Source organism: Acidobacteriota bacterium, from assembly GCA_018001935.1.
In the GTDB taxonomy this organism is placed as follows: domain Bacteria; phylum Acidobacteriota; class JAAYUB01; order JAAYUB01; family JAAYUB01; genus JAGNHB01.
In genome coordinates this window covers 1-13,050 of record JAGNHB010000036.1, presented here as the reverse complement: position 1 = coordinate 13,050, position 13,050 = coordinate 1, and the positions used below count along the sequence as shown (strand labels likewise).

Here is a 13,050-nt window from a genome sequence, read left to right as displayed (position 1 = left end):
TGATCCTCCGGTCGAAAAGCTTGGTGAACCCGCTCCCCGACAGGGCGAATACGCGTGTCGGACGAGCCTCGTCGGACTTTATACGCCGTCAGGGGGGCGAAGTATGAACTCCCCTCAAAAAGCGCCGCCGTCAGTTCTGGAAGAACTTCTTCGCGGACTTGAAGACGCCGTCGAAGGAGGTGAAGTTGACGAAGCCCTTCCCCTTGGACCCGTCCATGGTGCTGTTGAAGGCGGTCCGGTAGATGACCGCCGGGCTCTTGCCGCCCATGGGCACGTTCTTCTGCACGAGGAAGCCCACCAGGCGAACCTTGGTCTTCTTGCACAGGTCCGTCAGTTCGTTGAGCAGGGGTGACTTGACGATGACGGGGAAGCTGATGGCCGAGCCCGTCCGGCCCCGGGAGGAGAGCTGTTCCGGGTCCTCGCTCTCGGCGCAGTGGAGAAGGTCCTGGGAACTTCCGTTGGTGACGACGTAAACGTTGGTGTCCGCCAGAGACTTGTCCTTGAGGAACTGCAGGAGGGTCTTGTAGGGCATGGTCAGGGAGGAAGTCACCATGAACTGAAAGGCCTTGGGCAGAGCGGTCAACTCGGAGGCCTTGCCCGAGAACAGTTCCTTGTAGCCGGTGCCGGCGAACGCCACGAAGACGACGGGGCGGTCGGGGGGGAGGCTCTTGACCAGGTTGAGAAAACCGGCCTCGAAGTCGTACTCGTCGATCAGGGGACGCATGTCCTGCTGGACAAAAAAGATGCAGGGCTTTGACGGGGGGGCCTGCCCGAAGGCGAAGCCGAGGAAGGCACAGAGCACGGCGACCGGCACGAGACGTTTCACCGTCATGGTAAATACCTCCTTGAAGCGAAAGGAAATCCTCGATCACGGGAAGGCCGCCCGGCCCCGGGAGCGAAACGGGAGGGGCGCACGACGGCCGCCGTGGAGGAAAGTGTGCCAGATCCAGGGTTAAAAGACAAGCCGAAACCGGCCTCCGGTCGAGCCGTTCACGGAAAGGCCCCCGCGACGGCCGGAACACTTGAGGGACGGCGTTTCCTGTGAGATAATCCGCGTGTCCGCATCGCCCCGGCCCGGCTCCCGGTCGAATCCAGGCGATGAGGTGGAAAGATCTGACATGCTGTTGCTGGAAGATTCGTTGACCCTCCTCCTGTTCTCCTTCGTGGTGATCCTCCTGGGCGGGATCCTGATCCGCTATCTCCTTCCCGCCTTCTCCGGCATGAAGCGGAGTCGTCGACGGCGTCGTCGCCACCATGTGGACGACGACCGCCTCCCGGAACCCACGGCGACCCCCGGGCCGGGGTTGCAGGCGATCGTGGCCGGCATGCAGGCCGCCGAGCGCCGGGTGGCCGAACAGGGCCGTCGGAGCGGGTCGGAACGGCCCCGGCAACCCGACCTGGGGGCGGAGGGGGCGGACCCGGTCATCGAAGCGTCGGCGGCGGTCGTCACGGCCTGGCGGGGCGGCAGCCTGACCGAGGCGCACATCGCCCGATTGGAGCAGGCGCTCCGGACCCGGTCGAACTGAGCCGCCGCCCGGGGTTCATCACGTCCCAACCCGGATAAAACCACGGATGAACACGGACGAACACGGATAGGCGGGAGAATGAACCCCGAAGTTCATGGATTACCCGGACAGGTTTCCGGGGCCGGGGCAGGGTGTTCAAGGCAGCCACGATACACCGAGCCGGACGCAAAATCCCTTCAGCCTAAACCGCTAAAAGCCTGCTTTTAACCTCGAACCCCGCGAACGAAGAAGGTATGACCCGGAAATTATTTATTTTGCGAGATTTTTTTCGGTTGTAAACCGCTCTGTGTTTTTCGCGGATCTCGTGGTTCCTTTTCCGGCTTGTCGGGCTTGGGCCAAAGAAAAGCGGCTTGCATCTGTGCAAGCCGCTTTGGTTTTGGCACGCCCGGCGGGACTCGAACCCACAACCCCCGGCTTAGAAGGCCAGTGCTCTGTCCGGTTGAGCTACGGGCGCGCGCGGTTTCTCGTCTCCCCTCCCGCTTTACCCTCCTCGGGGTCGGCATCGGCATCGCGGCCGGTATCGCTGCCGGTTTCGCTGTCGCCATCGGACCCTGCACCCGGAGCGCCAGCGACGGGCCGTGAGTGGGTGGCCCAGGCGCTCGCGACCCTCAGCCCCTCGCTCGTTCTCGGGGTGCAGCGGCGATCGCGACGCCGGGGGTTCCGTTTCGCCGCGTCCGTCCGGGCCGAGTTCCCTGGCGGCTTGCAGCCGGGGTCGGAAGCGATTGCGATACCGATTGCGATTGCGATCCCGATTGCGATCCCGATTGCGATACCGATTCCGATTCCGATACCGATTCCGATACCGATGATTGAGGCGTAGAGGGAAAGAACTGGTCGGGACAGCAGGATTCGAACCTGCGACTTCCTGCTCCCAAGGCAGGCGCGCTAACCAGACTGCGCTATGTCCCGCCCGACGCAAGGCCGGAGTGTAGCCTCGCCACGGATTTTTGTCAAGGGTGGAGTGCGGCGCGGAGTACCGACGAAGCGCCGCTTCTCCGGCGCCTCTCTCCTGGCCGGCGGTCGTACGCGCCTTCTGCCGGAAGGCGCTCTCGGCTTCGCATGACCGTGCGCCGCCCGGCAGGCGGCACGTACGGTAGGCGCCTTCTGCCGGAAGGCGCTCTCGGCTTCGCATGACCGTGCGCCGCCCGGCAGGCGGCGCGTACTTACATGAAAACCGTTGACGGCGGGGGGGCGGGCGGATAGAATACTTCCATATTCCGAACGCGGGAGCGAACCATGAAAGTCGACGATCTCCTGAAAGTAGCCGTATCCAAAGGCGCCTCGGACCTTCACCTCAAGGCGGGGTCCTTCCCCAACGTCCGGGTGAACGGCGAACTGGTCCCCCTGATGGAATTCAAGAAGCTCACCAAGGAAGACACCCTGCTGATGGCGTTCGGCATCATGAACAACCGCCAGAAGCTCTACTTCAAGGAGAACTCGGAGCTCGACCTGGCGTACGGCGTCAAGAGCCTGGGGCGTTTCCGTGTGAACGTCTTCCAGCAGCGCGGGACGGTCTCCATCGTCTTCCGTGTCATCCCCGCCACCATCAAGACCTTCGACGAACTCTACCTCCCCGAGGTCCTCAAGAAGATCGCCCTCATCCCCCGCGGCATGATCCTGGTGACGGGGACCACCGGCTCGGGCAAGTCCACCTCGCTGGCCACCATGATCGACCACATCAACGAGTGCGAGACCAACCACATCATCACCATCGAGGACCCCATCGAGTTTTTGCACCGCGACAAGAAGAGCATCATCTCCCAGCGGGAGGTCAACGTCGACACCAAGAGTTTCGCCGACGCCCTCCGAAGCGCCCTCCGCCAGGACCCGGACGTCATCCTCGTCGGCGAGATGCGCGACCGCGAGACCATCGAGACGGCGCTCCTGGCGTCGGAGACGGGCCACGCGGTCTTCTCCACCCTTCACACCCTGGACGCCACCGAGACCATCAACCGTATCATCTCCGTCTTTCCGCCCCACCACCAGAACAACATCCGCATCCAACTGGCCTCGCTGCTGAGGGCCGTCGTCTCCATGCGCCTGCTCAAACGCTCGGACGGCAAGGGTCGAGTCCCCGCCGTGGAGGTGCTCCTGGTCACGGAGTTCGTGCGGAATTGCATCATCGACCCCGCCAAGACCAAGTTCATCAAGACCGCCATCAAATCGGGCACCAGCCAGTACGGCATGCAGACCTTCGACCAGTCGGTCTACTCGTTCTACCAGAAGAACTTCATCTCCTACGACGACGCCCTCAATTACGCCAGCAACCCCGACGAGTTCAAGCTGCGCTGCCAGGGCATCTACTCCACCGCCGACTCGGCCACGGAGGAGATGGAGAAGGAAATGGAACAGATGATGAACCGCTGATGGGCCCCGACGACCCGGCCGTCCTCCGCAAGGCCCTCCGCCTGCTCGCCATCCAGGGACGCTCCGAAGCCCAGATGCGCCGGCGTCTCTCCGCCGTGGGCGACCCCGCCGCCGTCGAAAAAGTCATGGACAAACTGCGGTCGTTGAAGTATCTTGACGACGCCGAGCTGGCCCGGACCCTCGCGGAGAAGCACCTGGTCCGGGCCCTTCACGGACCCTGCCGGACCCGGCTGGAGATGGAACGGGCGGGTCTCCCTCCCGACCTCGTCCAGTCGGCCATCGACGCCACCCTGGAAGAGCACCCCGCGGGGGAGCTTCTCGCCCGGGCCGTGTGCAAGGAGGCGCGGGGACTTCCGGAGGGGGTGCCGGACCCCCGGGACCGGCGCCGCCTCTTCGACCGTCTGGCCCGCCGGGGCTTCGACCCCGAGGCCATCCGTGAGGCCATCGAGCACTTTCGCCGAGGTGAGCCATGACAACCGCCAAGGATGTCCGAGCGACGTTCCTGAAATACTTCGAGGACCGGGGCCACCGGGTGGTGCGTTCCTCCTCCCTGGTCCCCGGAAACGACCCGACCCTGCTCTTCGCCAACGCCGGGATGAACCAGTTCAAGAACATCTTCCTGGGCCGGGAGACGCGGGATTACCGCCGCGCCTGCTCCACCCAGAAGTGCGTGCGCGCGGGCGGCAAGCACAACGACCTGGAGAACGTCGGCCACACCCCGCGGCACCACACCTTCTTCGAGATGCTGGGCAATTTCTCCTTCGGCGACTACTTCAAGGAGGACGCCATCGCCTTCGCCTGGGAGTTGTGCACCCAGGTCTACGGCATCGAAGCCTCCCGGCTCCACCCCACCGTCTTCCGGGAGGACGACGAGGCCGCCGGCCTGTGGCGGCGGGTCACGGGCCTGCCGGACGGTCGCATCCTGCGCCTCGGCGAGAAGGACAACTTCTGGGCCATGGGCGACACCGGCCCCTGCGGCCCCTGCTCCGAGATCCTGGTGGACCTGGGCGTCAGCCCGGCCGGCCACGCCGACTGCCCGCCCGACTGCGAGTGCGGGCGTTACCTGGAGATCTGGAACCTGGTGTTCATGCAGTACAACCGGGACGAGACCGGCACCACCACCCCCCTGCCCGCCCCCTCCATCGACACGGGGATGGGCCTGGAGCGCATCACGTCCGTTCTCCAGGGCAAGCTGAGCAACTACGACACGGACCTCTTCCTGCCCATCATCCGCGAGGCCGAGGCCATCGCCGGGGTGCGCTACGGGCAGGACCCGAAATCGGACGTCTCCCTGCGCATCATCGCCGACCACAGCCGCTCGGGCGCGTTCCTCGTCTCCGACGGGGTCGTCCCGTCCAACGAGGGGCGCGGGTACGTCCTGCGCAAGATCCTCCGCCGGGCCATCCGGCACGGGAAGATGCTGGGGGTGAAGGACCCCTTCCTCCACCGCCTGACCACTTTCACGGCCGACCTCATGGGCGATCCCTTCGACGAACTGACCGCCGCCCGGCCCTACGTGGAGCGTGTCATCCGGGTGGAAGAGGAGCAGTTCTCCACCACCCTCGACTTCGGCCTGTCCAAGCTGGAGGACGCGGCCCGGGCCTCCGGCGGCGCCCTCTCCGGCGCGGAGGTCTTCCGGCTCTACGACACCTACGGCTTCCCCCTGGACATCCTCCGGGAGATCGCCGAGGAGAAGGGCTTGACGCTCGACCTGGACGGCTTCCAGGCGGAGCTGGAGCAACAGAAGGAACGGGCCCGGGCCAGCTGGAAGGGGGAAGCCCACAAGGTGCTGGCCGAGGACGTGCGGAAGCTGACGGCGACGCCCGCCCGCTTCGAGGGCTACGACACCCTTCTCGTCCCCGACGCCCGCGTCGAGGCCATCCTGGTCGGGGACGCCCGGATCGACCAACTCGCCGAGGGGGCCGAGGGGGAGGTGTTCCTCGACCGGACGCCCTTCTATGCCGAGTCCGGCGGCCAGGTGGGGGACCAGGGCTTCCTCCGGGGTGAAAAGGTCTCTGCCCGGGTCCTGGACACCCACGCCCCGGCTGCCGGGGTGACCCTGCACCGCGTGAAAGTGCTCCACGGCACCCTGGTTCCCGGGGAGACCCTCCACGCCGAAGTGGACGAGCGGCGGCGCTTCTTCACCGCCTGCAACCACACCGCGACCCACCTGCTCCACGCGGCCCTGCGGGAGGTCCTGGGGCCCCACGTCAAGCAGGCCGGCTCCCTGGTGGCCCCCGACCGGTTCCGTTTCGATTTCTCCCACTTCACCGCCGTCACGCCGGCCGAACTGGAGGCCATCGAAGAGCGGGTCAACCAGTCCGTCTGGGCCAACCACCCCGTCCGGACCGACCTCATGAACGTGGACCAGGCGGTGGAGAGCGGCGCCATGGCCCTCTTCGGGGAAAAGTACCAGGAGACGGTCCGCGTGGTGTCCGTGGAAGGGGTCAGCCGGGAACTCTGCGGCGGGACCCACCTGTCGCGCACCGGTTCCATGGGGATTTTCCGCATCGCGTCCGAGGGCGGGATCGCCGCGGGCGTCCGGCGCATCGAAGGGATGACGGGGATCGAGGGCTACCGGCGGAGCGTGTCCGCCGATCGCACCCTGGACGCCATCCGCCAGGTCTGCGTAGCCGACAACGAGAAACTCCCCGCCGCCGTGGCCGAACTCCAGGAGGCGACCCGGCGCCAGCAGAAGGAGATCGACCGGCTGCGCCTGATCAACGCCTCCCGGTCGCTGGAGTCCATTGTCGGCGCCGCCGTGGACGTGGACGGGACCTGGGCCGTCTCGGGGGTGCTGGAGGACGTGGACCGCCCCGCCCTCCGGACCCTGGCGGACCAGCTTCTCAAGCGCTTCGGCAACGCGGTGGTGGCCCTGGGGGCCGAGATCGAGGGAAAAGCCGCCCTGGTGGTCATGACCACCCCCGAGGTCGGGAAGGTCCACCCCGCGGGGAAAATCGTGGGGGGCCTGGCCGCCCGGGTCGGCGGCGGGGGCGGCGGGCGGCCGACCCTGGCCGAGGCCGGGGGCAAGGACCCCGCCCGCCTGGCCGAGGCCATGGCCGCGCTGCCGGGGCTCCTGAAGGGCTGACCCCGAAACGTCGGGGAGATTTCAACCACGAAATACACGAAATACACAGACAAGGGACCGGAGACTTGAGGAGAGCATTCGACCATGAGAATTTGATCGACTCCGGCCGCTTCTCCGGCCGTTTCCTCCCCGTTCACCGTCACCCCGGACGCCTGGCGCTCGCACTGGCTTCCCTGCTGCTCTTCGCCCCGGCGGGCCTGCCGGCCGGGGGTAAAAAGGTCCGGCCCGGGCCGCCGGCGGCGGAAGGGCCCTTCGTCCCGAGCGTCCCCTTTCCCGGCCGCAACCCCGACTCCCTGGACGTCTACAACGCGTCGGGCGTGGCCGCCCTCCCGGACGGCCGCCTCCTGTTCGTGGACAACAATGCCGACCGGGCGGTCTACACCTTTACCCTCGACGACCGGCACCGGCTGACCGCCCCCCCCCGGCGCGCGGGCTTCGACCTGAAGGGCGTGCCCCCGGCGGACCTGGAAGGGCTCACCCTCGCCCTGGCGGGTGACCGCCCGGTGCTGTTCGGCGTCTCCTCGCTCTCGGCCCCGAAGCGGGGAAAAGTACCCGGGGCCGCGGCAGGCTCCCTCGTCCGAATCACCGTGGACGGGGAGAACATCTCGGCGGAATCCATGCCGGGCTTCCGGGAGTGGCTCGTCGACAGCGTCCCGGGGCTCGCCGCAGCCTCCGGCCTGGAGGCGGACGCCGGCGGCCTGAACGTGGAAGGCCTGGCCTGGGACCCGTGGCGGGGCACGCTTCTCCTGGGGCTCCGCACCCCCCTGGCCGACGGACGCCCCCTCGTCTTGCCGCTGCGGGTCAGGGACCTCGCCGGTCCCTGGACCCCCGCCAACCTGGAAGCATTCGAACCGATCCGTCTCGACCTCGTCAACGCCGAAGCGGGGATGAGCATCCGCGGGCTCGAGTACGACCCCGACCGCGAGGGCTTCCTGGTCCTCCTCGGGAACGCGGTGAGCGGCGGCAGGGCGCCCTTCCGCCTGGCCTTCTGGGACGGCAGCGACGAGGGGCGGACGGAACTTCTCCCCGGCTTGCTGTTCAGCCCGAAGGTGAAGCCGGAGAGTGTCACCCGGGTCCGGTCCGCTCAGGGAACCTTCCTCCTTGTCGTGGACGACGGGGGCGGTTTCGCGGTCATCCCCGACGCCCCCGCCCCGGAGGGCCCGTGATGATACCGGTCAAGCCGAACCGGGCCGCCCGCCCGCAACCGGGTCTCCCTTCCGTTCGTCGCCGGTCCCGGGCCCTCGCGACGGGCCTCGCCCTGCTTCTCGCCGCCCCCGGCGTGCTTCCCGCGAAGGAGAAGGTCAACGTCTCCCCGGCATCCGGCAGCCTTCACGCCCTTCGCTTCCCGGGGAACAACCCCGCCACGGGGCTGGCCTACAATGCCTCCGGGGTGGTCACGCTGCCCGACGGGCGGGCCCTCTTTGTCGACAACCGCTGTTCCCGCGCCCTCTACGCCTTCTCCCTCTCCGGCGATCTCCGCCTCTCGGGGTCGATCCGCCCGCTGAAGCTGGACCTTTCCGGCCCCCCCCCGGAAGATCTCGAGGGCCTCACCCTGGTCCGGGGCGGCGATCGGCCGGTCCTGGTCGGGGTCTGTTCCCAGTCCATCAAGCGGAAGTCGAAAACCTCCCGCGCCGCCCGGGGAAGCCTGGTCCGGATGGAGGTGGACGGCGACCGCGTGAGGGCGGAATCCATGCCGGGCTTCCGGGACTGGCTGGTGCGGAACGTCTCCCGGTTGACCCCGATCGCCGACCTGGCCGACAACCGCGGCGGGATCAACGTGGAAGGCCTGGCCTGGGACCCGCGGCGCAACGCCCTGGTCCTGGGCTTCCGCAACCCGCTGGCGGAGGGCCGCCCGATGCTCCTCCCCGTCCGGGTGAAGGACTGGTCCGGCGACTGGACCCCGGACAACCTCGAGGCCGGGGAACCGATCCGGCTGAACGTAGCGGGGGGGGAAGGCGGCCTCGGGGTCCGCGGGATCGAGTACGACTCCGCCCACGGGAACTTCCCCCTCATCCTGGGCGACGCCTCCCGCAGCGGGAAAGCCCCCTTCCGGCTGGCGGTCTGGGACGGCGGGGACGCGGGGCGGGCGACCCTCGTCCCCGGCGTGTCCTTCGCCCCGGGGATGAAGCCCGAGAGCCTTTCCCGCACCGTCATCGGCGGCCGCGGCTGCCTGCTGATCGTGGACGACGGCGGCGGCTGCTTGGTCATCCCCGAGAAACCGCAGACCGCTGCCGGGCGGCCCGCGGGAAAACCCGCCCGGCGCCCCCCCGCCCCCCGCCACCCGGACTGAGACCGGGTGCACACCGTGGGCGTATCTCGTGTTTTTCGTGTATTTCGTGGTCTCCTTACCGCTTTGCCCGGGCCCAGGCCTTGAAAACGAAAGTGCTGGTATTCCGGCAAGAAGCTGGTAAGATAGGCGCTCGCTGAAAACCACACCGGAGTGACACCATGGACCATCGCCCGAACGCCCACCCCAACCCGACACCTCCCCTTCACCAGGCCGAACTGCCCGGATTCCGGCGCGTCAGCCGGGGAAAGGTCCGGGACATCTTCGAGGTCGGGGATGACCTCCTGATCGTCACCACCGACCGCATCTCGGCCTTCGACTGCGTCCTCCCCGACCCCATCCCCGGCAAGGGGAAAGTCCTGAACCAGCTCTCCCTGTTCTGGTTCCGCCGCTTCGAGGGCCTGCTCCCGGGGCACGTCATCACCGGCGACGTTCCGGCCATGCCGGCGTCCCTCCAGCCTTTCCGCGACCTGCTCGCAGGGCGGTCCATGCTGGTGCGCCGCGCCAGGGTCCTCCCGGTGGAGTGCATCGTCCGGGGCTACCTCGCCGGGTCCGGATGGCAGGAGTACCAACGGCAGGGAACGGTCTGCGGGATCGCGCTCTCCGAGGGCCTCGCCGAGAACGCCCGCCTCCCGGAGCCCCTCTTCACCCCCTCCACCAAGGCCGAGGAAGGGCACGACGAGAACATCCCCTACGAGACATTGAGCGGCCTCGTGGGCGAGCCCCTCGCCGGGGAGGTCCGCCGGAGGGCGCTCGAGCTGTACTCGAGGGCCGCGGAGTACGCCCTCGGGCGGGGGATCATCATCGCCGACACCAAGTTCGAGTTCGGGCTTCACGAGGGGAAACTGATGCTGGTGGACGAGGTCCTGACCCCCGACTCCAGCCGCTTCTGGCCGGCGGACGGATACGCCCCGGGCCGGGCCCAGCCCTCCTTCGACAAGCAGTTCGTCCGGGACTGGCTGACGGGGTGCGGATGGGACCGCAACCCGCCCGCCCCCGCGCTACCCGCGGACGTGATCGCGAAGACCACCGAGAAGTACGGCGAGGCCTTCCGGCGACTGACGGGGGAGGACCTGGCGGAGTGAGGCGTCGCGGCCCGGGTTTCGGGCTTACATGCGAGCCGGGCCGTCTCAGGCCCGCGCGGGGCCACGGGACCGCCACGCCCCGCACGGGAACATGACGATCTGTCGGAATGGCGGCCGGGAGCGGATTTTATGGCCAGGGCGGTCTTCCCTTGCCCGCGTCGCGTCTTGGCGAGGACCGATCCGGCCTTTATCCCGCAAAGGCACACTACACTCATTCCGGCTCTCTCCGCGGCTCTGCGTCTCCACGCGAGATTTCTCATTAAACCTGACGGTACCGCTACATGTCAATTCAACCACAAAGAACGCAGAGAACGCAAAGAATGATGCGGTCGCAAAACGTCTTGGTTGTGATCTCGCAGAGGAACAGAGGCACGGAGAAGAATCGTAAGGATTTTTGATTCTATTAAATACGATTTGCATTTCTCTGTGCCTCCGTTCCTCTGTGAGAGAAAAGGACTTTTTGCGAACGCATCAACATTGAGTTTCCCGCAATTTATCACTATACTCATACCAGGCGCGCTCGCCGAATCCCTGTTTTTTCCAGGCACGGGTGTATCTTCGGAAACAAGGAGGCACCGATGAACGATCAGGCCAACCCGCTCACCGCCCAGGCGCAGGACCGCGCCCAAGCCGACGAGCAGCTCATCTGGGAAGGGGTCCCCAGCTGGAAGGCGGACTGCTTTTTCATTTTCCTGTCCATTCTCGTCATCGTGGCGGGCTTCGTCGGTTTCGGCATCTGGCTGGCCAACGGGTGGGCCGTCTGGTACTTCCCCCTGGCCGTCTCGCTGGTGGGCTTCATCATGTTCCTGTACAAGTACCTGAAGCGGGTCACCATGCGCTACAAGATCACCACGCTCTGCCTCGAGTACGAGTACGGGATCCTGGCCAAGACCATCCAGAACATCGAGCTCTGGCGGATCAAGGACATCGTCTTCAAGCAGAGCCTCCGGGAACGCCTTCTGGGCATCTGCCAGATCGAACTGGTCACCACCGACGCCACGACGCCGGTCGTGGTCCTCGAGGGCTTGCCCCCGGGTCGCCGGATCTTCGACGATCTGAAGAAGGCCTTCATGCTGGCCAAGCAGCGCCGAAACGTCCTCGGCGTGGTGGAGTAGGGCCGGGAGCAAGGCCCTTTTCGGGAAAAACGCCCGGCCGCGATCGGGCAACCGCGCGTCACAGGAGGAAGAATGGGTATCTTGTCATGGGTCGTCATGGGCCTGCTGGTCGGAATCGTCGCCCGGATCCTGATGCCCGGCCGGGACCGGGGCGGGATCGTTCTCACCATCGTCCTCGGCATCGGGGGAGCGGTCCTCGGCGGCTACATCGCCTCCAGGCTCGGGTGGGGTGATTTCACCGGGTTCAACCTGAAGAGCTTCGGGCTGGCGGTGGGCGGCGCCCTGATCCTGCTCCTGGTCTACCGGCTCGTCCGGTCCCGCTGACGGCGGGGCCCCCTCCTGCCGGGCCGCAGCCCGCAGATCCCGTCGGTGCGCGGGGAAAGAGGTCGTTGAGCGTCGCATGAACTGGCTGGACATCGTCTTCCTCGTCATCCTGGGACTGTCGTTTCTCCTGGCCGCCCTGAAAGGCTTCGTCAAGGAACTGGTCACCCTGGTCAGCCTCTGCCTCGCCGTGATCCTCGCCGGGAGACTCTACCCGGCCCTGCACCCCCTGACGTCGCGGGTGGCCTCTCATCCGCTGGACTCGGTCCTGGGGTTCCTGCTGGTGTTCTTCGGGGTCCTCGGGCTGGGCGCCCTCCTGATCTTCCTCATCCATCGCCTGCTCAGCGAGGCGGAACTCCACCCCGTCGACCGGGTCCTGGGCGCGCTCTTCGGACTGGTCCGCGGGTGGCTGGTCTGCGCCGTCATCATCCTGGCCCTCACCGCCTTCCCCTGGAAGTCCACGGCGGTCGAGAACTCCGCCCTCGCCCCCTACCTGATGATGGCGGGTCAGGGCGTGGTCTGGGCCCTCCCCCGGGACCTCCGGGACGGTTACGACCAGCGTTACCGGGAACTCTACCGCCTCTGGGTGGACCGGACGCCCGCCCCGGGACCCCGGACAGGGGCCGGCAGCGACCCCGCCCCCCCGCCCGCCGGGCGCCTAGCGGCACCCCCCTCCCCCATCCCGGCCGCTCCCGGGAAGAGCGCCGAAGCCGGGACGAGCGCCGAACCGGCGCCCCATCAGGCGGATTCTCAGCCAACCACGTTGAAACCTCGGCCTGATCAGAAAAAATCGCCCACCAACCCCGCCCTGTCAAAGTCGCCGGGAAAGAAACCGAAGCCGGCATCCGCTTCAACGGCGCCGGCCAAGCGGGCGTCGAAGTCTCCGTCGCGGTCGCCCAGGCCCCGGCCCGCCTCCCCCGCCCCCGCCGGCAGGCCCTGAGGACTTCGGGCAGGCTTGATTGCCGCCCCGGATGCTGTTATAGTGTGACCTTGACGCCGAGGCCCGGTGAGGGAACCGTGATCGAACACCCCGGGCCCCGCGGCGATGCGACCGGCTGTTCAGCCGCCAGGGAGACCGCTTGGCCAACCATCCGCAAGACCCTTACGAGACCCAGGTTCAGGGCGCACCGCCGCCCGCGCCTCAGCCGCCGCAAGCGCCTCGACCCGCGCCGCCGCCGCCCCCGCACGTGGTCCTCTGGGAGCGCTACGAGGGGTACCTCCAGGACGTCCGCGGCCTCTCCGCATCCGCCCGGTACCATCA

12 protein-coding genes and 2 tRNA genes are annotated in these 13,050 nt (G+C 67.3%); 11 read left to right on the top strand and 3 right to left on the bottom strand.

The annotated features are described in order from the left end of the window. Positions 1–130 precede the first annotated feature (130 nt). Entirely contained in the window at positions 131–832 is a 702-nt protein-coding gene (locus KA419_13495) for a hypothetical protein (GenBank protein ID MBP7866950.1), read from the bottom strand. 286 nt (positions 833–1,118) lie between these two features. Here KA419_13495 and KA419_13490 point away from each other — a divergent pair, with 286 nt between their 5' ends. Beyond that, positions 1,119–1,526 carry a hypothetical protein gene (locus KA419_13490; protein ID MBP7866949.1) on the top strand — a complete coding sequence of 136 codons (408 nt, stop codon included), beginning with the start codon at positions 1,119–1,121 and terminating at the stop codon, positions 1,524–1,526. 377 nt (positions 1,527–1,903) lie between these two features. Here the strand turns inward: KA419_13490 and KA419_13485 are convergent. Then, positions 1,904–1,980, bottom strand: a tRNA-Arg gene (locus KA419_13485). Positions 1,981–2,357: 377 nt separating this feature from the next. Next, positions 2,358–2,435 (bottom strand) — tRNA-Pro (locus tag KA419_13480). A gap of 327 nt (positions 2,436–2,762) precedes the next feature. Between KA419_13480 and KA419_13475 the strand changes: the two genes are divergently transcribed. From KA419_13475 to KA419_13430, 10 genes are all read left to right on the top strand, one after another. After that, complete coding sequence (locus KA419_13475) at positions 2,763–3,893, top strand: type IV pilus twitching motility protein PilT (GenBank protein ID MBP7866948.1); 1,131 nt, start codon at positions 2,763–2,765, stop codon at positions 3,891–3,893. Then, positions 3,893–4,366, top strand: a complete 474-nt coding sequence (locus tag KA419_13470) for a RecX family transcriptional regulator (GenBank protein MBP7866947.1) — start codon at positions 3,893–3,895, stop codon at positions 4,364–4,366. The genes KA419_13475 and KA419_13470 overlap by 1 nt, the downstream gene beginning before the upstream one ends. Continuing rightward, a complete protein-coding gene (alaS, locus tag KA419_13465; GenBank protein ID MBP7866946.1) occupies positions 4,363–6,981 on the top strand; it encodes an alanine--tRNA ligase in 2,619 nt (872 codons plus the stop codon). Before KA419_13470 ends, alaS begins: the two co-directional genes overlap by 4 nt. 65 nt (positions 6,982–7,046) lie before the next feature. Further along, a complete protein-coding gene (locus KA419_13460; GenBank protein MBP7866945.1) occupies positions 7,047–8,147 on the top strand; it encodes a hypothetical protein in 1,101 nt (366 codons plus the stop codon). After that, complete coding sequence (locus KA419_13455) at positions 8,147–9,271, top strand: hypothetical protein (protein MBP7866944.1); 1,125 nt, start codon at positions 8,147–8,149, stop codon at positions 9,269–9,271. The genes KA419_13460 and KA419_13455 overlap by 1 nt, the downstream gene beginning before the upstream one ends. Before the next feature lie 158 nt (positions 9,272–9,429). Beyond that, positions 9,430–10,353: a phosphoribosylaminoimidazolesuccinocarboxamide synthase gene (locus KA419_13450; GenBank protein ID MBP7866943.1), complete on the top strand. Its 924-nt coding sequence runs from the start codon at positions 9,430–9,432 to the stop codon at positions 10,351–10,353. A 578-nt stretch (positions 10,354–10,931) separates the two neighbouring features. Further along, positions 10,932–11,468, top strand: coding sequence for a PH domain-containing protein (locus KA419_13445; protein ID MBP7866942.1), 537 nt, complete (start codon positions 10,932–10,934; stop codon positions 11,466–11,468). 72 nt (positions 11,469–11,540) lie between these two features. Next, positions 11,541–11,792, top strand: a complete 252-nt coding sequence (locus KA419_13440; GenBank protein ID MBP7866941.1) for a GlsB/YeaQ/YmgE family stress response membrane protein — start codon at positions 11,541–11,543, stop codon at positions 11,790–11,792. A gap of 76 nt (positions 11,793–11,868) precedes the next feature. Then, the gene (locus tag KA419_13435) at positions 11,869–12,729 is read left to right on the top strand and encodes a CvpA family protein (protein MBP7866940.1); all 861 of its coding nucleotides are present in this window, start codon (positions 11,869–11,871) and stop codon (positions 12,727–12,729) included. Between the two features lie 139 nt (positions 12,730–12,868). Continuing rightward, positions 12,869–13,050: hypothetical protein (locus KA419_13430; GenBank protein ID MBP7866939.1), on the top strand; the 182-nt coding region annotated here is incomplete at its 3' end.